Consider the following 23,761-nt stretch of genomic DNA (forward strand, 5'->3'; position numbering starts at 1 on the left):
CGACACCGGATCCATCGGGAAAGGACAAAATCATGCACAACGTCGTGCGTTCCTTGCTCGTCTCACTGACCGCGGCCGCCGTGGTGGCGACCACCGCCGGGGTGGCCGAAGCGGCCACCTGGTCGTCGTCGGACAAGTGGGCGACGTGGTCCAACGGCGGGTACACCGTCCGCAACGACGTCTGGGGCAGCGGCGCCGGCCCGCAGACCATCTGGGCGAACTCCTACGGCAACTGGGGAGTGTGGGCGAACCACCCGAACACCGGCGGGGTCAAATCGTACCCGCACTCGGCGAAGAACGTCGGCCGCACGCTCAGCTCGCTGCGGCAGGTTTCCAGCAGTTTCAACGTGAGCCGCCCGGGCAGCGGCGCCTACGAGACGGCGTACGACATCTGGGCGAACAACAACGCCTACGAGATCATGCTGTGGGTCAACAAGCAGGGCGCGGTCGGCCCGCTGGGCAGCAAGCAGACAACGGTGAGCGTGGGCGGGCACACCTGGGACGTCTACAAGGGATCGAACGGCTCGAACGCGGTGTTTTCGTTCCTGCGCACGTCGAACACCAACGCGGGCACGGTCGACGTCCTCGCGGTGCTGAACTGGATCAAGGCCCGCGGCTGGTTCGGCGACGTGACACTGGGCGAGGTGCAATTCGGCTTCGAGATCACGTCGTCTTCGGGTGGGCTGAACTTCACGTCCAACAGCTATTCCGTCTCCGCTTCCTGACCGGTCACCGGCCCGGTTCCGCGGCGGCGTTGTTCAAGCGCTGGATCGTGTTCGGGTTGCTGTCCTCGCGCGGCAGGCTCCACGGCAGCCGTTCGCGCCGACCCGGCTGCGCCGTCGGGCGGGGAGACGTCGTCTGCGACGCAGTAGGCTGAGGCGAATGAGCGTGGTACCCACCCCGGAGCCCTCGATGGTCGAAACCCGGCACCAGACGCGGTTGCTCACCCTGCTCCGGGACGAGGGCCCGATGTCGCGGGTCGAACTCGGAGAGCGGCTGGAGCTGCCGCGCGCCCGGGTCGGGGCCGAGGTGGCCCGGCTCGCCGAGGTGGGCCTCGTCGAGGCCGCGGGGCCCTCGGCCAGCCGGGGCGGGCGGCGGTCGACGCTGGTCCGGCTCGCGGGTGAGCTGCGGGTGGTCGCGGTGGACGTCGGTGCGACGTCGGTCGGCGTTGCGGTCACCGATGCTTCGTGCGAGGTGCTCGCGCACGCCGTCGAGGACTGCGATGTGCGGCAGGGGCCGCACCCGGTGCTGCGGCGGGTCGCCGAGCTGGCGGCGAAGGTCCGGGACCAGGCGCCCGGCCGGCTCGTCGCGGCGGGCATCGGGCTGCCCGGGCCGGTCAGCTTCGCCGAGGGGATGGCCGTCGCGCCGCCGATCATGCCCGGCTGGGACCGGTTCAGCGTGCGCGACCACCTCGGCGGGCTGTGGGGCTGCCCGGTCGCGGTGGACAACGACGTCAACGCGATGGCGCTCGGCGAACGGCACGCCGGGGTCGCGCGGTCCACCGACGACCTGATGTTCGTCAAGATCGGCACCGGGATCGGCTGCGGGATCGTGCTCGGCGGCAAGGTCTACCGCGGGGTCGCGGGCACGGCGGGCGACATCGGGCACATCCGGCTCGACGACTTCGGCCCGACCTGCGCCTGCGGCGAGGTCGGCTGCCTGGAGGCCTACTTCGGCGGGGCCGCGCTGGCCCGTGACGGGCTCGCCCTGGCCCGCAGCGGCCGATCGGTGCACCTGGCCGAGGCCGCCGCCGAACGCGGGGCGGTCACGGCCCGCGACGTCGGCCAGGCCGCCGCGGCCGGCGACTTCGGCGCGGTCAACCTCATCCGCGACGGCGGACGGCGGCTCGGCCAGGTCATCGCCTCGCTGGTCTGCTTCATCAACCCCGGGATGGTGGTGATCGGTGGCGGCGTGGCGCAGCTCGGGCACCAGCTGCTCGCCGAGGTGCGCAGCGCGGTGTACCGGCGCTCGCTGCCGCTGGCCACGGGGAACCTCCCGATCGTGCTGTCCGAACTGGGCGAGACGGCCGGCGTGATCGGCGCCGCCTGGTCGGCGACGGACCGGGCCTTCACGCTCAGCAGCTGAAGCCCTGTCTCACGTTGAGTTGCCGAACAACTTCTCTTCGTAACGTTTGAACCGCACAGACTTTTGCACGCTTGAATCGAAAGTCTGTCCGGTTTGGCACGTCTATCCGGGTGAAAACCCGCCTAAACGCGCCGACATCACCTTGACGAGTGATGCCAGTCACCCTACTTTCGCTGCCTGAGCGACAAAGTGCGTTCAGTGCACAGCGGAAGATGGGGGCACCGTGGCCGTCACCGGAACGAGGCGAGCCGACTCGGCGAGCCCGCGTACGGCGAACCTGGCCGCGGTCCTGCGGGCGCTGCGCACCGGCCCGCTCTCGCGCACGCAGCTGGCGGCCCGCTGCGGGCTCGCGAAGTCGGCGGTGCCCGGCCTGCTCACCGATCTCGCCGTGCGCGGCCTGGTCCGGCCCGCCGGGGTGCTCCCCGGCAACGGACGGCCGAGCCGGCTGGTCGAGCTGCACGGCGAAGACGCGTACGCGCTGGCTCTGGGCATCGAGACCGATCGGCTGACGGCGCTGGTCACCGACCTCTCCGGCCGGGTGCTGGCCGAGGAGTCCGAACCCGCCGACGTCGCCGCGCTCGGTCTGCAGAGAGGCATGGACGAGCTCGCGCACCTGGCCCGCCGCGTGCTGCCCGGTCCACCGGTCGGGGTGGCGATCGCCGTGCCCGGGCTGGTCGATTCGGCCGCCGCCGTGCTCCGGCTGGCCCCCGCGCTGCGCTGGCGCGACGCCGAGGTAGCCGGCCTGCTCGCGGCCCGGCTGGACCTGCCGGCCGACGCCATCGCCGTGGACAACGACGCCAACCTCGGCGCGCTCGCCGAGTCGGTCGCGGGCACCGGCACCGAGCTGTTCTACCTCGGCGGCGGGACGGCCGTCGGCGGCGGGTACGTCTCCGGCGGCACGATCCGGCGTGGGGCCCGCGGCTTCGCGGGCGAGGTCGGGCACATCGCCGTCGACCCGTCCGGCGCCCGCTGCGCGTGCGGCCGGACGGGCTGCCTCGAGACGAAGGCGACCCTGACCGCGGTCCTGCGCGCGGCCGCCGCCCCGGGCGACCCGCTGCACGACCCCGCGCCCGGCGTCGAAGGCCGCGTCGCGTTGCTCAAGGACCGCGTGCGCCACGGCGACCGGCGCGCGGCCACGGCGGTCCACGAACTCGGCGTCGCCCTGGGTGTCGCACTGTCCACTGTGGTCGACGTGCTCGACCCGGACGTCGTCGTGCTCGGCGGCTACTTCGCGGAACTGGCGGAGTGGCTGGTCGAACCGGTCCGCGTCGAGCTCGCCGCCCGGCCGCTCGGCCAGGCCCGGGTCGTGCCGTCCGAGCTCGGTCTGAAAGCCCCGCTGCGGGGCGCCGCGCACCTGGCGGCCGAGCGGCTGTTCGCGAACCCGACGCTCGTCGAGGAGGCCACGGTATGAGTGAGCTTGCGAGTGAATCATTCAACACTGCGCTTCCGGCTCAGGCCGCACTGAGCGCCGGCGAGGTGTGCGCATGAGTCTGCTCTCCGTCCGCGGGATCGTGAAGAGCTTCCCGGGGGTGCGGGCCCTCGACGGCGTCGACCTCGACGTCGAACCCGGCGAGGTGCACTGCCTGCTCGGCCAGAACGGCGCCGGGAAGTCGACGCTCATCAAGGTCCTCTCCGGCGCGCACCGCCCGGACGCGGGGGAGCTCACGTGGGCCGGTGAGCGCGTCGACCTCGGGTCTCCGGTCGACGCCCTGCGCCTGGGCATCGCCACCATGTACCAGGAGCTCGACCTCGTGCCCGGGCTTTCGGTGGCGGACAACATCTTCCTCGGCCACGAACGCGCCCGCTTCGGGTTCACGCGGATCTCCCAGGCCCGTGCCGAGGCCGCCCGCCTGATGGCGCGGCTGGGGCACCCCGGCATCCGGCCGTCCACCGAGGTCGGGAAGCTCTCCGCCGCCGGGCAGCAGCTGGTCTCGATGGCCCGCGCGCTCGCCCACGACGCCCGGCTGCTCGTGATGGACGAACCCACCGCCGCGCTGGCCGGTGAGGAGGTCGACAACCTCTTCCGGATCGTCGGCGAGCTGACCGCCGACGGCGTCGCGGTCGTCTACATCTCCCACCGGCTCGAGGAACTGCGCCGGATCGGGCACCGGGTGACCGTGCTCAAGGACGGCCGGACCGTCGGCACCGGCCTGGACGCCCGCACCACGCCGACCGCCGACCTGGTCGCGCTGATGGCCGGGCGCAAGGTGGAGACCGTCTTCGGGCCGCGCCACGACGGCCACGCCCGGCCGGAAACCGTGCTCGAAGTCGCGAACCTCGCCCGCGCCGGCGAGTTCGAGGACGTGAGCTTCAGCGTGCACGCCGGGGAGGTCGTCGGCATCGCCGGTTTGGTCGGCTCGGGACGCAGCGAACTGCTGGAGACGATCTTCGGGGCCCGCAAGGCCGACCGCGGCAGCGTCGCGGTGGACGGGAAAACCGTGCGGCCCGGCGATGTGCGCAACGCCGTCAAGGCGGGCATCGGCCTCGCGCCCGAAGAACGCAAGAGCCAGGGTCTGCTGCTGGACCTGCCGGTGGTGCACAACGTGACCCTGGCCAGCCTCGGCCGCTACGCGAAGCTCGGCTTCACCGAGCGCGCCAGGGAACTGGACGACGCCGGCGCGAGCCTGCGGCAGCTCGACCTGCGGCCCGCCGATCCGCGGCGGATCGTCCGCACGCTCTCCGGCGGCAACCAGCAGAAGGCCGTGCTCGCGCGGTGGCTGGTCCGCGGGTGCCGGGTGCTGCTGCTCGACGAGCCGACCCGCGGGGTCGACGTCGGTGCCCGGGCCGAGCTGTACCGGCTGATCGACGAGCTGGCCGCGACCGGCGTGGCGATCGTGCTGGTGTCCAGCGAAATTCCCGAGGTGCTCGGGCTGGCCGACCGGGTGCTGGTGCTGCGCGAGGGCCGCGTCCTCGCCGACCGGCGCTCCGCCGGGCTGACCGAGGCCGAGGTGCTCGACGTGATTCTCGAGGGGAGCGCGGCATGACCGAAACCCAAGCACCGCCACAGGAAGCGCTTCCCGCCGAACGGAAGCGCCGGTTCTCCGTCCAGGCCGACCCGCGGCTGCTCGGCTTGGCGGGCGTGCTCGTCGTGCTGTGCCTGGTCGGCCAGTTCACCCGGCCCGAGCTGTTCTTCACCGAAAGCAACATCTCGACGATCCTGCGGCTGGCCGCCGCGATCGGCGTGGTGAGCGTCGGGATGACCTTCGTGATCATCAGCGGTGGCATCGACCTGTCCGTCGGGTCCATGGTCGGCCTGGCCGGCGTCTGGCTCACGACGCTGGCGACGCAGTCGTACGGGCCGTGGGTGATGGTCCTCTGCGGACTGGCCGTCGGCCTCGGCTGCGGGCTGGTCAACGGCGTGCTGGTCGCCTACGGCAAGGTCGTGCCGTTCATCGCGACCCTGGCGATGTACGTCTCGGCCCGCGGGCTCGCCGAGCGGATCAGCGGCCGCCGCACCCAGGTCGTCGCCGACCAGGACTTCCTCGCCTTCTTCCGCGGCGGCTTCCTCGGCATCCCGACGCTGATCTGGCTGTTCGCGCTCGTGTTCGCGGTCGGCTGGGTCGTGCTCAACCGCACCACCTTCGGCCGCCGGACGTACGCGGTCGGCGGCAACGCCGAGGCGTCCCGGCTGGCCGGGATCAACGTCAAGCGCCACCTCGCGCTCGTCTACGGCGTGGCCGGGCTGTGCTGCGGGATCGCCGCGCTCATGGTCGTCGCGCGGACGACGGCGGGCGCGTCGACCAACGGCATGTTCTACGAACTCGACGCGATCGCGGCGGTGGTCATCGGCGGCACGCTGCTGACCGGCGGCCGCGGCTCGCTCATCGGCACCCTGATCGGCGTGCTGATCTTCACGGTGCTGTCGAACATCTTCACGCTGAACAACCTGGACACCGACATCCAGAACATCGCCAAGGGCGTGATCATCGTGCTCGCCGTGCTCTTGCAATTCCGGGCCAGGAAAGCCAGGACCGGTAGTTAGTCATCACCGATGGAGGCCGCCATGACCGAACACCCCTTCCTCGGCCGCCGGGGATTCCTGCTGGGCGGGGCCGCCGTCGGCGCCGGCGCGCTGCTGGCCGGCTGCACGGGCAACACCCCGGCGAACTCGGAGTCGAACGCGCCGGTCGCCAACGCGGGCAACAACGCCCAGCCGGGCAAGCCAATCACCATCGGCTTCTCCGCGCCGGCCGCCGACCACGGCTGGATCGCGGCGATCACCAAGAACGCCAAGGCGCAGGCGCAGAAGTTCAGCGAGGTGAAGTTCAACGCCACCGAGGGCACCAACGACGTCAACCAGCAGATCTCCCAGGTCGAGACCCTGATCAACGCGAAGGTCGACGTGCTGGTGATCCTGCCGTTCGACGGCAAGGCGCTGACCGCGGTCGGCCAGCAGGCGATGGACGCGGGCATCCCGGTGATCAACCTCGACCGCGTCTTCGACACGCCGCTGGCGTACCGGACGTGGATCGGCGGCGACAACTACCGGATGGGCGTCAACGCCGGCAACTACCTCGTCGCGGAGCTCAAGAAGAAGAACATCGCGAACCCGATCATCGGCGAGGTCGCCGGGATCGATTCGCTGCCGCTGACCCAGGAACGCAGCAAGGGCTTCAAGGACGCGCTGGGCCGCGCCGGGTTCAAGGTGGGCCCGCGGGTCTCGGCCCAGTTCACCTCGGAATCGGGGGAGCAGCAGACGGCGAACCTGCTGCAAAGTGCGCCCAAGCTGGACGCCCTCTGGAACCACGACGACGACCAGGGCATCGGCGTCAACGCCGCGATCGACACCGCGGGCCGCAAGGAGTTCATCATGGTCGGCGGCGCCGGCTCGAAGAACATGATGAACCTGATCAAGGCCGACTCCTCGCCGATCAAGGCGACCGTGCTCTACAGCCCGTCGATGGCCTCGACGGCGGTCGCGCTCGCCCGCCTGCTCGGGCAGAGCAAGGGGATCGGCGACCTGGCCGAGCACGACATCCCGGCCGAGATCACGACGTACTCGGCGGTCGTCACCAAGGAGAACGTCGACCAGTACCTCGACGTCGGCTTCGACTCCTGACCGATTCTTCCAGCTACACCAAAGGAGGGGTATGAGCCCGGGACGGGAAACGATCGGGATCGGCATGGTGGGCCACGCCTTCATGGGCGCGGTGCATTCGCACGCCTGGCGCAGCGTGCACCGGTTCTTCGACCCACCGCTGGTGCCGAAACTCGCCGTCCTCGGCGGCCGCGACGAGAGCCGGGCCAGGGCAGCCGCGGAAAAGTACGGCTGGGAGGACGTCGAGACCGACTGGCGGAAGCTGGTCGCCCGCGACGACGTCGGCCTGGTCGACGTCTGCACACCGGGCGACAGCCACGCGGAGATCGCGATCGCCGCCTTGGAGGCCGGTAAGCACGTGCTGTGCGAGAAACCCCTGGCCAACTCGGTCGCGGAGGCCGAGGCGATGGCCGAGGCGGCGCGGCGGGCCCGTGACCGCGGGGTACGGGCCATGGTCGCCTTCAACTACCGCCGGGTGCCCGCGCTCGCGCACGCCAGGAAACTGGTGGCGAGCGGGGCGCTCGGCGAGATCCGGCACGTGCGATCGGTGTACCTGCAGGACTGGCTGTCCGACCCGCAGGCGCCGATGACCTGGCGGCTGCGTCGCGAATCCGCGGGGTCGGGCGCGCTGGGCGACCTGGGCGCGCACATCGTCGACGCCGCCCAGTTCGTCACCGGGGACGTGATCACCGGCGTCTCGGCGCTGACGAACACCTTCGTGAAGCAGCGGCCGGGCGAGAACGGCGGCACGGACGAGGTGACCGTCGACGACACCGCGTTGTTCCTGGCGCGGCTGTCCGGGGGAGCGGTGGCGACCTTCGAGGCGACCCGGTTCGCGCTGGGCCGCAAGAACGCGATGCGGCTGGAGATCAACGGGTCGGAGGCGAGCCTGGCGTTCGACTTCGAGGCCATGAACGAACTCCAGTGGTACGAGGGCACCGGCACCGAAGCCGGCTTCCGCCGCATCCTCGTCACCGAGCCGCAGCACCCGTACGTCGGCGCGTGGTGGCCGCCGGGGCACCTCCTCGGCTACGAGCACACGTTCACCCACGAGGTCGCGGACCTGCTCGACGCCATCGGCGCGGGCACCGACCCCGCACCGAGCTTCGACGACGGGCTGCGCGTCCAGCGCGTGCTGGCCGCCGTCGAAAAGAGCGCGGCCGCGGAAGCGAACTGGACGCCGGTGGAGGAACCGAAATGAGCCGTCCCGTCACGTTGTTCACCGGCCAGTGGGCCGATCTGCCGTTCACCGAGGTCTGCAAGCTCGCCGCGGAGTGGGGCTACGACGGCCTGGAAATCGCCTGCTCGGGCGACCACTTCGAGGTCGACCGCGCACTGTCCGAAGAGGACTACGTCCCGGCGAGGCTGGCGTTGCTGGCCGAGCACGGCCTCAAGGTGTGGGCGATCTCGAACCACCTCGTCGGCCAGGCCGTCTGCGACGACCCGATCGACCACCGGCACCAGGCCATCCTGCCGGCCCGCATCTGGGGTGACGGCGAACCCGAGGGCGTCCGGCAGCGGGCGGCGGCCGAGATGGCCGACACCGCGCGGGCGGCGGCGAAGCTCGGCGTGGACACCGTCATCGGTTTCACGGGGTCGAAGATCTGGAAGTACGTCGCGATGTTTCCGCCGGTCACGCGCGATGACATCGATGACGGTTACGCGGACTTCGCCCGCCGGTGGAACCCGATCCTGGACGTCTTCGACGAGGTCGGCGTCCGGTTCGCGCACGAGGTCCACCCCTCGGAGATCGCCTACGACTACTGGACGACCAAGCGCGCGCTGGAAGCCGTGGACCACCGGCCCGCCTTCGGGCTGAACTGGGACCCGTCGCACTTCGTCTGGCAGGACCTCGACCCGGTCGGGTTCATCCTCGACTTCGCCGACCGGATCTACCACGTCGACTGCAAGGACACCCGCAAGCGCTTCGACGGCCGCAACGGCAGGCTCGGCTCGCACCTGGCCTGGGCGGATCCGCGGCGGGGCTGGGACTTCGTGTCCGTCGGCCACGGCGACGTCCCGTGGGAGGACTGCTTCCGGGCGCTGAACTCGATCGGCTACTCCGGCCCGATCTCGGTGGAGTGGGAAGACGCCGGGATGGACCGGCTCCGTGGCGCGGCGGAGGCGGTGAAGTACCTGCGCGAGCACCTGTTCGACCAGCCGTCGGCGGCTTTCGACGCGGCTTTCAGCAACCAGAAATGAGGGAGTTCCATGTGCGGTGACCGGCCAGAGCAGCACTCCCGACGAACATTCCTGAACGTGGCGGCGGCTGCCCTCACCGTGGGGGCCGCGGCGGTGGCCCTGCCCGGCACCGCGAGCGCGTCGGCGGCCCGGCGGCGGATCCCGCTCGACAAGATCAGCATCCAGCTCTACTCCCTGCGGTCGCTCCTGCAGAACGATCCCGAAGGCACGCTGTCCGCGCTGGCCGACATCGGCTACCGGAAGGTCGAGCTGGCCGGCACCTACGGCCGCAGTGCCGCCGAGTTCCGCGCCATCCTCGACCGCAACCACATCAAGGCCTCCTCGACGCACGTCGGCATCGACGGCGACCTGAACCAGACGATCGCCGACGCCAAGGTCCTCGGCAACCGCTCGGTCGTCGTGCCGTACGCGAATTTCGGCACCATCGCCGAGTGGGAGGCCTTCGCGGGCCGGATGAACACCGCCGCGGTCGCCTTCAGGAAGGCCGGGCTGAAGCTCGGCTACCACAACCACGACCACGAGTTCGCCCCGATCGGCGGCGTCGTGCCCTACGACGTGCTCACCGCGAAGACGGACAAGCGGCTCGTGCACCTGGAAATCGATCTGTTCTGGGCGGTGAACGGCGGCGCGGACCCGGTCGAGCTGTTCCGGCGCAACTACCCGCGCGTCACGCAGTACCACGTGAAGGACCGGACCGCGGACGGGCAGATGGTCGACCCCGGCGCGGGTGTCATCAACTTCCCGCGCATCTTCGCCGCGTCCTGCCACAACATCGGCGAATACATCGTCGAACACGACCAGCCCGCCGACCCGCTGAACACCGCGAAGGTCGGGTTCGAATACCTCCGTACCGTGCGTTTCTGAGAGCCCCGGGGGACTCGACATGCGAGTGACACGTCGGTCGATGCTGGCCGGAACCGCCGCGGGCGTCCTCGCGCCCGCGGTCGGGATGGCCGGCACCGCGTCCGCGGCGGGCCTGACCCGTCAGATCACCATCTACGCCGAAGCCCTGCCCGGCGGCCTCTACGGTTACGGCCTCGAGCCGGGCAAGGCCACCGTCCCCGGGCCGCTGCTGGAGATCTACGAGGGCGACACCCTCGAGATCGAACTGGTCAACCGGACCGACCAGCGGCTGTCCATCCACCCGCACGGCGTCAACTACGACACGGCGTCGGACGGCGCCCCGCTCAACGCGTCGTTCAACAAGCCGGGCGAGACGCGGACCTACACCTGGCGCACCCGGGCCCGCTACGACGCCGGCGGCGGGTTCTGGATGCCGGGCAACGCCGGCTACTGGCACTACCACGACCACGCGATGGGCACCGACCACGGCACCGCCGGTCTCGCGCGCGGGCTCTACGGCGGGCTGATCGTGCGCAAGCGCGGCGACCTGCTGCCGAGCAAGCAGTACACCGTCGTGTTCAACGAAATGCTGATCAACCACCAGATGGCACCCGACACGCCGATGTTCGAGGCGCGCCTCGGCGAGCGCGTCGAGTGGGTCTGCATCGGCTACGGCAGCCTCCCGCACACGTTCCACCTGCACGGGCACCGCTGGGCCGACACCCGCACCGGGATGCTCCGCGGGGCCGATGACAACGCTGCCATCGTCGACAACAAGAACCTCGACCCCGGCAGCTCGTTCGGCTTCCAGGTCGTCGCGGGCGAGGGGGTCGGGCCGGGTGCGTGGATGTACCACTGCCACGTCCAGACCCACTCCGACGGCGGGATGGTGGGCCTGTTCCTGGTCCGCAACCCCGACGGCAGCCTGCCCGACGGGGCCCAGGACGCGATCGACCGGTTCAAGCAGCACGGCCACACCGGGCACGACACGAACCCCGATTCCCGTACGCACGCAGGAGGGGAGCTATGAAACGACGATGGTTCGGCAGGCACGGCACGGTCGTGCTCGCCATCGGCTCGGTCCTGGCAGCCGGAGCTCCGCTGATGGCGATGCCCGTGGCCCAGGCCGCACCCGCCGCGGTGAACGTGCCGGTGAACGTGCTGGTCTTCCACGGCGCGGCGGCCGGCCAGAAGGATCCGGTCCTCCGCGCGTCGGACGCGATCGCCCGGCTGGGCGCGGACAACGGCATCACGGTCACCGCTTCGCAGGATCCCGCGGTGTTCAGCCCGGCCAACCTCGCGCGCTACCGCGGGGTGGTGTTCCTCTCCGCGCAGGGCGTGACGCTCAGCCGTGAGCAGGAAGGCGCGCTGCAGGCCTACATGAAGGCGGGCGGCGGGTTCCTCGGCATCTCCGACGCGGCCCGCGCGCAGGACTCGTCGCAGTGGTTCACCGGCCTGATCGGGGCTCGCCCGGTCGGCGCCCGGCCCACCCCGGAAGCGGTGGCGGCGGTGACGGCGAGCGGGGAGAACCCGCCGAACGAAACCAAGGAAAAGCTGGCCGACAACAACGAAAACACGAAGTGGCTGACGTTCGCGACGACCGGCTGGGCGGCCTACAAGATGGCCACCCCGGTGGCCGTCAGCAGCTATTCGCTCGTGTCGGCGAACGACTTCCCGGGCCGCAACCCGAAGAGCTGGACCCTGCAGGGTTCGGCGGACGGGAGCACCTGGACCGACCTGGACACGCGCACGAACGAGACGTTCACCGACCCGTTCCAGACCCGGACGTTCACCTTCGCCAACACCACGGTCTACCCGAACTACCGGCTGAACATCACCGCGAACGCCGGTGAGCCGATCATCCAGCTCGCGGACTTCAAGCTGTTCAAGGACACCTCGACGACCCCGCCGCCGCCCGAGCCGGCCCCGCAGCAGGCCGTCGTCGACGTCCTCGACGCCCACCACCCGGCCACCGCCGGGTTGCCGCAGAACTGGACGCGCACCGACCGGTGGCTCAACTGGGAGAGCAACCCGGTCGGCACCGTCCACACCGTCGCCCAGGTCGAGGAGAAGGGCTACCAGCCCGGCGTGGGCGCGAACGGCGCGTTCCACCCGATCTCGTGGTGCCGCGACTACGACGGCGGCCGGTCCTTCTACACCGGCATGGGCCGCACCGAGGCGTCCTACGGCGAAGGGCAGTTCCGCGACCACCTGCTCGGCGCCCTGCGCTGGACGACCGGCATGGTCCGCGGCGACTGCCAGGCCGGGATCGCCGCCAACTACAAGATCGAGCGGCTGACCGGCAAGAACGCCGCCGGGCAGCTCGACCAGATCGGCGAGCCGCACGGGCTGACCATCGCCCCGGACGGCAAGATCTTCTACATCGGCAAGGCGGCCTGCCCGACCGGGCCGGTGGTCAGCTGGGACGACCCGAACGTCGGCCTCGGCTGCGGCACGATCCACCAGTGGGACCCCGCCACCAAGAAGGTCAAGCTGCTCACCACCCTGCGGGTGATGGGCAACCGCGGCAGCGGCGACGAGCTCGTCAAGAACGAAGAAGGCCTGCTCGGGCTGGTGCTGGACCCGAAGTTCACCGAAAACGGCTGGTTCTACGCCTACTGGATGCCGCACGAGTCGATCGACCGCGACAAGCGGATCGGCAAGCGCACGATCTCGCGGTTCACCTACAACGCGACCGCGCAGACGATCGACCAGGCCACCCGCAAGGACCTGCTGTCCTGGGACGTCCAGATCCACAGCTGCTGCCACGCCGGCGGCGGCATGGCGTTCGACAAGGACGGCAACCTCTACGTCGGGTCCGGGGACAACAACTCCTCGGGCGGCTCGAACGGCTACTCGGGCAACAACTGGACGCTCGACTACAAGGGCCTCTCGTTCCAGGACGCGCGCCGCACCGCGGGCAACACCAACGACCTCGGCGGCAAGATCCTGCGCATCCACCCGGAGGCGAACGGCACCTACACGATCCCGCAGGGCAACCTGTTCCCGAACGGGCCCGCCGACAAGACGCGCCCGGAGATCTACGTGATGGGCGTCCGCAACATCTCGCGCCTGCAGATCGACCCGGTGCACAACTGGATGACCGCGGGCTGGGTCGGTCCCGACGCGACGTCGCCGAGTCCCGAGCTCGGGCCGGCGAAGTACGAGACGGCGACGATCATCACCGAGGCGGGCAACCACGGCTGGCCGTACTGCATGGGCAACCGGCAGCCCTACCGCGACCGCAGCAGCACCAACGCCGCGGAGCTCACCGGCTGGTACGACTGCGACCACCCGGTGAACACCTCGCCGCGCAACACCGGCCTGGTGACGCTGCCGCCGATCAAGGACAACATGATCTGGTACTCGCCGGACGGCGGCGGGCCGGTGTTCCCGAAGCGGCCGGGCAGCTCGATCCCGACCTACAACGCGGCGGACGCCACCTACACCCAGCCGTACCTGCGGGGCGGCGGCCAGGCGGTCATGTCCGGGCCGACGTACCACCGCTCGCTGGTCAACACGAACAGCGGCGTCGCGTGGCCGGAGTACTGGGACGACAAGTGGTTCATCGGCGACGAAGCCAACGGGCAGAACCGGGTCGCGGTGACCGTCGACCCGGCGGGGGTGCCGACGCACCAGCCGCCGGTGTTCGCCGAGACGTTCCGGCAGATCATCCCCGCCGGCGCGGGCGACAACCGGGTGCAGAGCTGGATGGACGCCAAGTTCGGGCCGGACGGCGCGCTGTACGTCCTGGACTACGGCAACGGCTTCTTCTCGCTGGACGCGAACCAGAAGCTGCTCAAGATCAGCTACACCGGCGGCGCGCCGACGCCCGCGCCCGCGGCGTCGTCGACGATGGTGCAGAGCAAGGCGCTGACGGCGGCGTTCACCGGGTCGAAGTCCGGCGGCGTGTCCTACCGGTGGGAGTTCGGCGACGGCTCGGTGTCCACGCAGGCCGACCCGCGCCACACCTACCCGCGCACGGGGATCTTCACCGCCAAGCTGACCGTGACCTACGCGAACGGCGAGACGGTGACGACCCGGACCTCGGTGAACGTCGGCTGCGCGGTGGCCGATCCGAGCCCGGTGGTGACGCTGGGCGACACCCTCACGAAGGTTGTCAACCGCAACGCCGGCGGTGGCTGCACGGTGGACGACTTCCTCGACGACGAAAGCACGTGGAGCACGCACGCCGCGTTCGTCAACCACGTCGAGCAGGCCACCGAAACGCTTGCGGACCTCGGGGTGCTGAACGACGCCGAGGTGGCGGAGCTGAACGCGGCCGCCGCGGCGTCGCCGATCGGGAAGCCGGGCACCACCGGCTACGACGCGCTCTTCGACGGCACGGCGGAGTCGTTGCGCGCCTGGGAACAGGCACCGTCGGGGCAGTTCACGCTGCAGCCCGACGGGTCCATCCGGGCGTCCGGCGGGCTGGGCATGCTGTGGTACCCCCAGCGGCAGTTCGGCGACTTCTCCGTGAAGGTCCAGTTCAAGGACATCGCCCCGGACTCCTACCGGGCCAACAGCGGCGTGTTCGTCCGGTTCCCGGATCCGCGGACACCCGTCGACCAGCGGCCGCCGGGCAGCTGCGGGACGGTCGGCTCGGCGCGGACCTCGCAGGCGTGGGTCGCGATCTACTGCGGTCACGAGATCCAGATCTACGACGGCGACACCGGCGAGCCGCAGAAGACCGGGTCGGTCTACAACTTCGACCCGCGCCCGATCGACCAGGCGGGCGCGCGGCCGAAGGGGACGTGGAACGAGTACGAGATCAAGGTCGTCGGGCAGCACTACACGATGATCCGCAACGGCGTGGTGATCAACGAGTTCGACAACACACCGGGGCAGCAGTCGTCGCGCGCGGGTGACCCGCCGACCGACCTGCGGCAGTTCGTCAGCGGGTTCATCGGGCTGCAGAACCACAGCGACAACGACCTGATCGAGTTCCGCAACATCCGGGTGCGGCAGCTGTAACGCGACCGCGGCCGGTCGTGAGTGGTAAGGCGGGTTCTAACCCGCCTTACCACTCACGACCTCGCGTGCCCCTCTTCAGGAAGGTCTTCCGGCGATGTCCCCACGACTGATCGCAGTGCTGCTGGCCGTCGGCCTGGCGGTGTTCGGCCTGGCGACGCCCGCGGTGGCGGCGCCGGTCCAGACGCTCACCTGGACCGGGAACAACAGCACCACCGAATACGCGTCCGCGCCGACCGGTGCCCGGCCCGGCGAGACCACCATCGTCTTCGAAAACAGCGAAGCCACCGGCAACACGACCGGGATGTCGCACACCCTGACGTTCGACACCTCGACGCCGGGCTACAACCACGACGTCTCGCTGAACATCCTGGCCAACCCGTTCGACCCCGCGAACGGGCGGCACGAGGCGGTCGTGACGCTGACGCCCGGCAAGTACCGGTACTACTGCACCATCCCCGGCCACACGGCGATGGCGGGGGAGTTCGTCGTGTCCGACGGCACCGGCGACACGACCGCACCGGAGGTGACCGCGGCGGTCGCGGGCGACCGCGATCCGTCCGGCAGCTACCTCGGGTCCGCCACGGTGACGCTCTCGGCCACCGACGCGGGATCCGGTGTGGCTTCGGTGGAGTACCAGCTCGACGGCGGCACGTGGACCGCGTACACCGCACCCGTGGTGGTGTCCACCGTGGGCGCGCACATGCTGCACCACCGGGCCACCGACGTCGCCGGGAACACGTCCGCGGAAGGGATGGCGCACTTCACGGTCGTCGACCGGCCGGGGGACACGACCGCGCCCGCGGTGAGTGCTTCGATCACCGGTTCCCAGGACGCGGCGGGCAACTACCTCGACGTCGCCACGGCCCGGATCACGGCTTCGGACGCGGGTTCCGGTGTGGCTTCGGTGGAGTACCAGCTGGACGGCGGCGCCTGGACGTCCTACACCGCCCCGGTCGCGGTGACCGCGGCGGGGATGCACATGCTCCACTACCGGGCCACCGACGTCGCGGGGAACGTCTCGCCGGAGGGCATGGCCCACTTCACGGTGGTGAAGAGCGACACGACGGCGCCGGTCGTGTCCGCTTCCTTGAGCGGGACGCAGGACGCCGAAGGCCACTACGTCGGCAAGGCGGTCGTCACGGTCACGGCTTCGGACGCGGGTTCCGGGGTCGCCTCGGTGGAGTACCGGGTGGACGGGGGCGCGTGGACCGCTTACGCCACCCCGGTTCCGGTGACCGCGGCGGGAGCGCACACGGTGGAGTTCCGCGCGTCCGACGTCGCCGGGAACACGTCACCGGCCGGGAGCGTGGCCTTCACGGTGGTCGCCGGCGGCGACACCTCGGCGCCGTCCGTGTCGATGCAGGTGAGTGGCAAGCAGGACGGCGGCTGGAACTTCGTGGGCCAGACGACCGTGACGCTGACCGCGGTGGACGAGCAGTCCGGTGTGGACTTCGTGGAGTACAAAGTGGACAGCGCCGCGTGGGCCCGGTACTCGGCGCCGGTCACGGTGTCCGCGTTGGGGGCGCACACGGTGCGGGCCAGGGCCACGGACGTCGCCGGGAACGTCTCGGCCGAGCTGACGGGGGCGTTCACGGTGGTCGCGGCCGCGCCGCCGCCGGACGCCTGCCCGGACTCGGACACCCGCGAGACGGTGGTGATCGGCGGGGTCGACAGCCAGGTCGCGAACATCGACACGGGCCGCGGCTGCACGATCAACGACGTCATCGACGAGAACGCCGAGTACGCGTCCCACGACCGGTTCGTGAAGCACGTGAAGGCGGTGACCCTCGAACTGGTGGGCAACGGCGTGCTGTCCACGGGCGACCGCAACCGCATCGTGACGGCGGCGATCGAGTCCGGGATCGGCGGCACGCCCGCCGCCGGCCCGGACGGCAAGAAGGCCGGGGTGCTCGTGGTGTCCTGACCACTCTTGGACCGGATCATCCGGTGGCACGGCCGGCCGGGCCGCGGCGGGCCGGCTGTGCCAGGCTGGGGGAGACCGCCGCCGACCGGCCGAAAGAGGACCCGATGCACCGGCTCACCGTGCTGTACCCGCCCCCCGCGGACAAGGACCACTTCCGCGACTACTACGTCGGCACCCACCTGCCGCTGGCGGCGAAGCTCCCCGGCCTCGTGCAGTGGCAGTACTCCCTCGACGTCGCCGGGCTCGGCGGCGAGAGCCGGTACTTCGCCGTGTTCCACGCGGACTTCGAATCCGCCGAGGCGATGGCCGCCGCGCTCGCTTCGGAGGCGGGCAAGGCGGTGGCGGCGGACGTGCCGAACTACGCCACCGGCGGCGCGGAGAGGATCCACTACCCGCTCACCTGACCGCCGCGACCTGCCCCGCGTCTCCCGGCGCGGGGTCAGGCGAGGTCCCTGTTCCAGTCGAGCATCCCTTCGTCGTCGACGCTGCGGCGGTATCCGCCGAGGCGTCCGGCGACGTCGGTGAGCAGGTGGGTCACGCTGGACCATTCCGCTGCGTAGGCGCCTTCGTCGGCGTACCAGTTCATGAGGCAGCCGAACCGGCCGCCGGGCCGGGTGTCGACGCACAGCATGCCGCCGTCGATGGAGCGGCAGACGGGGACCAGCGCCGCGCAGTACGGGAAGACCTGTTCGCCGGCGGCCTTGTGGTGCCGGTGGTCGGCGGTGCAGCAGTCGGAGTCGAGAAATGGTTGCTGCCGAAGGTATTCTTCGCGGACCCGGTGCACCGCCAGTGGCACGAAGTGGTGCGGGACGAGCGCCCCGGCCCGGTAATCGCGTTCGTCGTCGACACCGTCCATGGCGGACCACCACTCGAGGAGGTCGGCGGGCAGTTCGGCGGGAAGCACACTCAGCAGCCGGTGCACCTCCGTGGCCGACGCCGGCGGCCTGATCACCCGGGCGGTGGCGGGCGCGAGGTCCTCGAGCAGAGCGACGATCCGCTGCCACGTCTCCGACAACACAGGGGGCACCCCCGCAGTCTATCGAGGACGTGGCGACTCCGGCAGCGAGGAGCCCGGCCCGGAGAACAAGCGCCCGGCCGCCTCAGCAGGTGGGCGGGGTGCCCGGCCGGAGGATCACGTTCGGGGTCCGCGCCGGCTGGTCGCCGGTGGCCGGGACCGGGGGGCACACCCGGACCACCGGGGGGCCGCCGTCGGCGCGGTTGCCGCTGTTGTCGAACGTGATGGACCCGCCGGCGCCCGGCACCGCCTGGTTGCTGGACGAGAAGCCGCTGATCGCGGTGTTGACCTGGCTGCGCTGGACCGGCTTCGCCGACGGGAGTGTCCGCAACGCCGCCGAAATCGTCGTCACGGCGTCGTAGCCGTTGACCGCCCAGCCGTCGTCGATGTGGGTCACGTCGAACCCGGCTCCGGTGAACGCCGTTTCCAGGTCCCGGAACCCGGGGTTGTCGCCGCGGAAGCGGTCGGCGCCCGACACGAGGGTCGCGATGAGCCGGATCCGGCCGTCGGCGAAGCTCTGCGAGCGCAGGGCGCGCAGGCGGAGGTCCTCCAGCATGGCGTTGTCCTCCGGCGAGCGGACCCGGAGGCCGTCGGAGGTGCTGACCACGGTGACCGAGGTGGCCGCGCAACGTCCGCCGAGGAAGGCCTCGTCGAGGCTGAAGAGGAACCGGGCGAGGTCGGTGCCGCGGGCGATGTAGAGCACCTCGACGTCCTTCGCGGTTCCGCAAACCCGTTGGGCGGTCAGCGGGACCGTGCTCGCCTCGTCGGCGTCGAACTTGACCTCGGTGATCTTGCCGCCGAAGCGGCGCTGCATGATCGGCAGCGCCGTGCACGGATACGGGTCGGAGCCGCCGGTGGGCACCATGATGAAGTCCGGCCGGCCCGGCAGCACGCCGGCGAGCCGCTCGATCTGCACGGCGTTCCGGTAGGCCACGCGGTAGAAGTAGTCCTTCCCGATCCCGCGGGGGTAGGTGATGTCCGGGTCGCACGCGCGGAAGTCCGGCTCGTCGTCGCGCGACCCGGTCTGGTCGAAGCCCTCGGCGGTGATCAGGTCGGAGACCATCGGGATCTTGGCCGCGGCCAGCAGGTCCGCCACCTCGGCCGAGCGCTGCTGGCTCAGCCCCAGCCCCGCGACCGCGACGACGGCGGGGTCGTCAGCCAGCTCGCGGGCCACCTCGACGGCTTCGTTGTCCGGGCCGTACGCGCCGACGTTCGCGACCACCAGCCGCATCGGGTGCAGGCACCCGGTGTCGTTGGCGTGCCGCTGCCCGGCGGCCATCCCTTCGAGTTCGTGCAGCGCGCGCCCGCCGGCGTTGCGGTCGGTCAACGTCAGCAGCACGCCGACGGTCACCGGGGTGCCCTGGGGATCGCACTTGTCCGCGGCCGCGGCGTTCTGCTGCTCGACCACCTGCAACGCGGCGGTGAAGCGGTCGAGCCCGAAGTCGTACGTGCCGTCGCTCAACCCCACGCACTCGCCGCCGGCCGACCAGGCGGAACCGTCGAACCAGCCGCAGGAGGACGCCCGCTGCAGCGGCTGCCGGAAGGTGAAACCGCCGGCCACCAGGAGGACGACGAGGAGCGCGGCCGTGAGCCGCCACCAGTCCGTCAAGCGGTGCGGGAAGTCCCGGTTCGGATCGGGGAAGATCACCCAGCGGTAGCGCGAGGACACGGTCGGGGGTCCTTTCGGAACGGAGTCAGTACCAGCGGCTGTCGGCCGAGTAGCGGGCGGCCCGCTCGAGGAACGGCTGTTTGTCCGCCACTCCCTCGGCTTCGGCGAGCCGGAGGAAGCCGTGCCAGGCGAGCTGCCGCAGGGCCGCGACGTCCTCCGGCCGCGTCACGCACGGATCCCGCTCCAGCGCGGGCACGATGCCGAGCAGCGCGTCGGTGTGACCGGCCGGAGTCGGCGGCCGGCCGAGGCCCTTGATCTCCGCCAGGTCGGTGACCCGCGGGTCTGGCGTGCGGACGACGGCGTCGAACAGCGCCAGCCAGTGCGCGGACGGCACATCGGGCAGCAGGGTGGCCAGTTCGTCGGCGACTTTCGCGCGGCCGCCCAGCATCCGCTCGTGGTGCCATTGCCCGGCCCGGTCGTCCGGGTGGGTTTTCCCGCGCAGGAGCCGGAAAAGGCCTTCCCAGCCGGTTTGCGGTTCCGGGCGCGCGGCCAGTGCCCGCAGGCCGAGGTACCGGGCCAGCGGGTGGAGCCGCCGCTCGTCCCCGTCGTGGGCGGCCCACAAGGTCGGCGACGTGTAGAGCGGCGAGCCGAGGTCGAAGGGCGGGGGAAGCAGCGGAACGAGCGTTGCGGCCTCCTGCCAGGTCCGGGCGGCCGCCAGCGTGATCAGCGCATCCACCGCGGTGTCGTCCGGTCTCCGCTGGGGGTCGAGGCCGCGGACGAAGATTCTCAGCAGGTACCGGTCGACGGGCACGTCCTCGTCGGGATCGTGGTCGTCCAGCAGTGCGCCCAGGTCGTCCAGCAGCCGCGGGTCCTCGCCCAGCCGCCGCAGCACGTACTCCGTCGCGGCCGCGTGGCCGTGGGTGAGCCGTCCGGCCACGCTGCCGGTGCGTTCCGAGGCCGCCCAGTCGTGGCTGCGGGCCAGCTGCAGCACTTCCGCGGGCTCCAGGTCGGCCACCTCGACCCGGACCCGCGGCCCGGTCACCGGGCCGGTTCCCGGCCAGGGCACGGCACCCGTGGCGGCCGGCCCGGCGCTGGTCGTGACCACGGTCAGCGGATCGGGCAGCCGGTTCTCCTGGGTCGGCCGGGTGCCGGCGATCGACTGGCGCACCCGCAGCAGCGAGCGCACGAACGTCACCGCCGCGGGCACGTCACCGTCGTCGAGCAGCAGCAGCATCTGCGGCGGCCGTCCACGGACGCGGGCGTGGCTGTGGCGCAGGTCCGCGAGGAACGCACCGACCAGGACGTCGTCGACCCCGCGCCGGACCACGGGGTTTTCGCTCTTCGCCCGGGCGCTGAGCTGGATCAGCGTCTCCTCGGCGTCGTTCGCGAAGCCCTGGTCCTGGTGCTTGAACCAGTCCACGGCGTCGCCCCAGGAGAACCGCAGCAGGCCGCGCCCGCGGTACAGGCGGTTCAGCGCGCTTTCGGCGGCTTCCGCCGCCAGCCGCGGGACCAATTCCGGCAGACCGGGTACCTGGACGTGCACGAGCGCGAACGAATCGTGCGCCAGCGCTTTGAGGAAACGGTCGAGCGCGGGTTTGCGCTGGTAGTCGTTGAGCCGTTCCCGCAACCGGATCCGCTGGTCACCGGCGGGCAATCCGGCGAAATCCGCACTGATGGCGAGTTGCGCGATCAGGGAACGGCGAAAGGAAACCGGGTAGCCCCGGACGCCGACGCCCAATCCGAGCATGACCGAGGTCAGCAACGGGCGCAGCGACACCCGGTCGCCGTCCAGCACCAGCGGCTGGACCAGCACGGAAGCCGTCCGTTCGCGCCAGGTCCGCAAGGCCTCCTCGAGAATCGCGGTCCGCCCGGAACCCCCGCAGCCGGTCAGGACCACAATCGGCGGCGGCCCGGCGGAAACGTCCCCGGCCCGCGGTGCGGTCAGCTCGCCGATCAGGTCCAGAATCGACGTCCGTCCCACGAACATGTGCCCCCCTGACGCCATGCGCTCGCCACCCCCGTGAAGACCGGCACCTTATCGTTTCCGAGCGGGCGGGAGATATCAAAACGGCCGGAAGCGGCCGAAGGTCAGCCGAACGCCGCGGTGATGACCTGAATGCCGCATTGGTCGGCACGCGGTGTAACCGATTCCGCCGGACGGAGGTACCGGGCTGAGTTCCGAGGCGACCTTTCCGAGAACCTCAGCCGACGTCGGGCTCGGAATTGCCGCTCCGGCTCACCGGTGCCGGTTCCGCTTCGCTCAGCCGACGGCGGAGGCCGTAGGCGGCCGCGGCCATCGCCAAGGCGAAGGCCCACAACGGCCACAGCAGCATCGGCAGCGTCACCAACGGCCAGTCGGTCACGGCGGTGAGGGCCGAGTCGCTCGTGGCGAACGTCAGCAGGAGGTCCTTGGCGGTGGTCGCCACCATCACCGCGACCACCAGGCCGGGCACCACCGCCAGCCGGATGGGCACCCGCCGGCCGCGTAGCACGGGGATCCAGCGGGGGAAGACCTCGCCCCAGGGCCGGATCAGCCCGCTGGTGAGCCAGGCGCCCGCGGCGGCCGACACGGCCAGCCCGAGTCCCGCCCACAGGATCGGTTCGCCGAAGCCGAACATGTCGAACCCCGGCACGCAGAAGAACATCAGCACGCGGGTGAGCGCGTAGAGCGCCGGTGCTTCGATCGCGATCTTCGTCCAGAACCGGGTCCGCGCCTTCGCCCGGGCGAGCCGCCGCGCCCGTTCGGCCTCCGTCACCGCCGGTCCGGTGTCGCCGAGCCCGAGGCGCAGCCGCCCGGCGATGATCACGCCGAACGCGGCCACGGTGCACAAGAGGGTCAGCTGGAGGGCCAGGCCGGGTGACAGCAGGACCGACGGGTTCACCTCGTCAAATCCGAGGACCGAACCGACCAGGATGGCCGGGAGGTAGCCGGCGAGGATCAGGTTGGAGCCGTCCATCAGCATCAGCAACGCGACGATCGACGCGCCGGCCACCCAGGGCACCACGGCCCGCGCCCGGCGGCTCGCCAGCAGCCACAGTGCCCCGGCCAGCGCGATGACCGCGCAGGTGAGGAAGATCCCGTTGGCCCAGCCGTCCGGGTAGGCCGCCAGGGCCGAGCTGAACTTCCGGTCGGGACGGTCCAGCGGATTCGGGACGTCCCGCGCCAGCCAGTACGCACCCAGCGCGCTCAGTGCGAAGCTCGCTCCGGCGGCTGCCGCCACCGGAAGCCGCGTCCCCGGCAAGAGGCCGGGATCAGTGGTATCCATACCGGCCACCCTGACGTCCCCGGGTGCGGCGGCACTTCCCCCGCCGGACCGGGTTTCCTCCCTCTCCGGGGGGAGCTGCGGAGCCGGCGCCTCAACCGTCCCGGCGGGCCGCGAGCCCGTCCAGGACGATGCCGAGGTGCCGTTCGAACCGCTGGTCGCCCTCGTCGCAGCGGCGCCCGGCTTCCTTGACCAGCGGCGCGTTTTCACCCAGCCAGGCGTCGCGCTCGGCGAGGGAGAACCGCGCCGGATCGGTCCCGGCGGCTTGGCGTCGTTCCTGTTCTTCGATGACGAAGCCGACGACGAACGCGGTGACCACGTCGATGGCGTCGTCGGCGTCGGCGGGCTTCCAGCCGGCCGCGGCCCAGCGTTCGAACCACGGCTCCTTCATGCGGACCACGTCGGGGTCGGTGATCCGCGTGCCGCTGAAGATGCGGGCCCCGTCGCGGTGGAGCAGGTATTCCGAGCGCAGGACGTGGGCGTAGGAGCCGAGGTCTTCGCGCCAGCCGTCGCCCGGGGGGATCGCCGCGAGGGCGCCGGTGACCCGGCGCATGACCTCGGTGGCCATCTCGTCGAGCAGCTCCTGCTTGTTGCGCACGTGCCAGTAGAGGGCCGGGGCGCGGACATCGAGCCGGGTGGCCAGCGCGCGGACGGTGAGGGCGTCCATGCCCTTTTCGTCGAGGAGTTCGAGCGCGGCCGTCACGATCCGCTCCCGGGTGATGCCCTTCGTCATGGGCGCGACCTTAACAATGTTCAGACACGGTGGCCAGGTGGTCGAACGGGTCCAGCTGCTCGTAGTGCGGAGCCG

General features: G+C 71.1%; 18 protein-coding genes. 13 read left to right on the forward strand and 5 right to left on the reverse strand.

The features are described 5' to 3' along the window. Positions 1–32: 32 nt before the first annotated feature. The 13 genes from Q5425_RS36875 (at position 33) to Q5425_RS36935 (ending at position 17,470) form a co-directional block, all read left to right on the forward strand. Entirely contained in the window at positions 33–725 is a 693-nt protein-coding gene (locus Q5425_RS36875) for a GH12 family glycosyl hydrolase domain-containing protein (protein WP_308677012.1), read from the forward strand. A 157-nt stretch (positions 726–882) separates the two neighbouring features. Further along, entirely contained in the window at positions 883–2,085 is a 1,203-nt protein-coding gene (locus tag Q5425_RS36880) for an ROK family protein (RefSeq protein ID WP_396135338.1), read from the forward strand. A gap of 223 nt (positions 2,086–2,308) precedes the next feature. Continuing rightward, positions 2,309–3,496 carry an ROK family protein gene (locus tag Q5425_RS36885; RefSeq protein ID WP_308677013.1) on the forward strand — a complete coding sequence of 396 codons (1,188 nt, stop codon included), beginning with the start codon at positions 2,309–2,311 and terminating at the stop codon, positions 3,494–3,496. Between the two features lie 73 nt (positions 3,497–3,569). Next, the gene (locus tag Q5425_RS36890; RefSeq protein ID WP_308677014.1) at positions 3,570–5,069 is read left to right on the forward strand and encodes a sugar ABC transporter ATP-binding protein; all 1,500 of its coding nucleotides are present in this window, start codon (positions 3,570–3,572) and stop codon (positions 5,067–5,069) included. Then, positions 5,066–6,067, forward strand: a complete 1,002-nt coding sequence (locus tag Q5425_RS36895) for an ABC transporter permease (RefSeq protein WP_308677015.1) — start codon at positions 5,066–5,068, stop codon at positions 6,065–6,067. The genes Q5425_RS36890 and Q5425_RS36895 overlap by 4 nt, the downstream gene beginning before the upstream one ends. A gap of 21 nt (positions 6,068–6,088) precedes the next feature. Beyond that, positions 6,089–7,144, forward strand: coding sequence for a substrate-binding domain-containing protein (locus tag Q5425_RS36900; protein WP_308677016.1), 1,056 nt, complete (start codon positions 6,089–6,091; stop codon positions 7,142–7,144). Between the two features lie 31 nt (positions 7,145–7,175). Further along, the gene (locus Q5425_RS36905) at positions 7,176–8,324 is read left to right on the forward strand and encodes a Gfo/Idh/MocA family oxidoreductase (RefSeq protein WP_308677017.1); all 1,149 of its coding nucleotides are present in this window, start codon (positions 7,176–7,178) and stop codon (positions 8,322–8,324) included. Continuing rightward, a complete protein-coding gene (locus Q5425_RS36910) occupies positions 8,321–9,325 on the forward strand; it encodes a sugar phosphate isomerase/epimerase family protein (RefSeq protein WP_308677018.1) in 1,005 nt (334 codons plus the stop codon). The genes Q5425_RS36905 and Q5425_RS36910 overlap by 4 nt, the downstream gene beginning before the upstream one ends. A 9-nt stretch (positions 9,326–9,334) precedes the next feature. Then, on the forward strand, positions 9,335–10,189 hold the full coding sequence (locus Q5425_RS36915) for a sugar phosphate isomerase/epimerase family protein (protein ID WP_396135339.1): 855 nt from the start codon (positions 9,335–9,337) through the stop codon (positions 10,187–10,189). 19 nt (positions 10,190–10,208) lie between these two features. Further along, positions 10,209–11,198 carry a multicopper oxidase domain-containing protein gene (locus Q5425_RS36920; RefSeq protein WP_308677020.1) on the forward strand — a complete coding sequence of 330 codons (990 nt, stop codon included), beginning with the start codon at positions 10,209–10,211 and terminating at the stop codon, positions 11,196–11,198. A 74-nt stretch (positions 11,199–11,272) separates the two neighbouring features. Further along, positions 11,273–15,142 carry a ThuA domain-containing protein gene (locus Q5425_RS36925; protein WP_396135342.1) on the forward strand — a complete coding sequence of 1,290 codons (3,870 nt, stop codon included), beginning with the start codon at positions 11,273–11,275 and terminating at the stop codon, positions 15,140–15,142. 94 nt (positions 15,143–15,236) lie between these two features. Further along, a complete protein-coding gene (locus tag Q5425_RS36930; protein ID WP_308677022.1) occupies positions 15,237–17,066 on the forward strand; it encodes an OmpL47-type beta-barrel domain-containing protein in 1,830 nt (609 codons plus the stop codon). Between the two features lie 104 nt (positions 17,067–17,170). After that, entirely contained in the window at positions 17,171–17,470 is a 300-nt protein-coding gene (locus Q5425_RS36935; protein WP_308677023.1) for an EthD family reductase, read from the forward strand. Positions 17,471–17,505: 35 nt separating this feature from the next. On the opposite strand, the gene Q5425_RS36940 is transcribed toward Q5425_RS36935, so the two are convergent. The 5 genes from Q5425_RS36940 to Q5425_RS36960 form a co-directional block, all read right to left on the reverse strand. After that, complete coding sequence (locus Q5425_RS36940; protein WP_308677024.1) at positions 17,506–18,093, reverse strand: SMI1/KNR4 family protein; 588 nt, start codon at positions 18,091–18,093, stop codon at positions 17,506–17,508. 73 nt (positions 18,094–18,166) lie between these two features. After that, a complete protein-coding gene (locus tag Q5425_RS36945) occupies positions 18,167–19,750 on the reverse strand; it encodes an ABC transporter substrate-binding protein (protein ID WP_308677025.1) in 1,584 nt (527 codons plus the stop codon). Positions 19,751–19,775: 25 nt separating this feature from the next. Continuing rightward, positions 19,776–21,677 (reverse strand): hypothetical protein, encoded by a 1,902-nt coding sequence (locus Q5425_RS36950; protein ID WP_308677026.1) that lies wholly within the window; start codon positions 21,675–21,677, stop codon positions 19,776–19,778. 214 nt (positions 21,678–21,891) lie between these two features. Continuing rightward, positions 21,892–22,956: a hypothetical protein gene (locus tag Q5425_RS36955; RefSeq protein ID WP_308677027.1), complete on the reverse strand. Its 1,065-nt coding sequence runs from the start codon at positions 22,954–22,956 to the stop codon at positions 21,892–21,894. A gap of 91 nt (positions 22,957–23,047) precedes the next feature. Then, on the reverse strand, positions 23,048–23,686 hold the full coding sequence (locus Q5425_RS36960; protein WP_308677028.1) for a TetR/AcrR family transcriptional regulator C-terminal domain-containing protein: 639 nt from the start codon (positions 23,684–23,686) through the stop codon (positions 23,048–23,050). Positions 23,687–23,761: the final 75 nt, after the last annotated feature.

Source organism: Amycolatopsis sp. A133 (assembly GCF_031082405.1).
Classification (GTDB): domain Bacteria; phylum Actinomycetota; class Actinomycetes; order Mycobacteriales; family Pseudonocardiaceae; genus Amycolatopsis.

Coding starts and splice junctions, on each gene's coding strand:
- Q5425_RS36930 (WP_308677022.1), top strand. CDS start 15,237: ATGTCCCCACGACTGATCGCAGTGCTGCTGGCCGTCGGCCTGGCGGTG.
- Q5425_RS36890 (WP_308677014.1), top strand. CDS start 3,570: ATGAGTCTGCTCTCCGTCCGCGGGATCGTGAAGAGCTTCCCGGGGGTG.
- Q5425_RS36900 (WP_308677016.1), top strand. CDS start 6,089: ATGACCGAACACCCCTTCCTCGGCCGCCGGGGATTCCTGCTGGGCGGG.
- Q5425_RS36915 (WP_396135339.1), top strand. CDS start 9,335: ATGTGCGGTGACCGGCCAGAGCAGCACTCCCGACGAACATTCCTGAAC.
- Q5425_RS36920 (WP_308677020.1), top strand. CDS start 10,209: ATGCGAGTGACACGTCGGTCGATGCTGGCCGGAACCGCCGCGGGCGTC.
- Q5425_RS36925 (WP_396135342.1), top strand. CDS start 11,273: ATGGCGATGCCCGTGGCCCAGGCCGCACCCGCCGCGGTGAACGTGCCG.
- Q5425_RS36875 (WP_308677012.1), top strand. CDS start 33: ATGCACAACGTCGTGCGTTCCTTGCTCGTCTCACTGACCGCGGCCGCC.
- Q5425_RS36880 (WP_396135338.1), top strand. CDS start 883: ATGAGCGTGGTACCCACCCCGGAGCCCTCGATGGTCGAAACCCGGCAC.
- Q5425_RS36905 (WP_308677017.1), top strand. CDS start 7,176: ATGAGCCCGGGACGGGAAACGATCGGGATCGGCATGGTGGGCCACGCC.
- Q5425_RS36895 (WP_308677015.1), top strand. CDS start 5,066: ATGACCGAAACCCAAGCACCGCCACAGGAAGCGCTTCCCGCCGAACGG.
- Q5425_RS36955 (WP_308677027.1), bottom strand. CDS start 22,956: ATGGATACCACTGATCCCGGCCTCTTGCCGGGGACGCGGCTTCCGGTG.
- Q5425_RS36910 (WP_308677018.1), top strand. CDS start 8,321: ATGAGCCGTCCCGTCACGTTGTTCACCGGCCAGTGGGCCGATCTGCCG.
- Q5425_RS36960 (WP_308677028.1), bottom strand. CDS start 23,686: ATGACGAAGGGCATCACCCGGGAGCGGATCGTGACGGCCGCGCTCGAA.
- Q5425_RS36935 (WP_308677023.1), top strand. CDS start 17,171: ATGCACCGGCTCACCGTGCTGTACCCGCCCCCCGCGGACAAGGACCAC.
- Q5425_RS36950 (WP_308677026.1), bottom strand. CDS start 21,677: ATGTTCGTGGGACGGACGTCGATTCTGGACCTGATCGGCGAGCTGACC.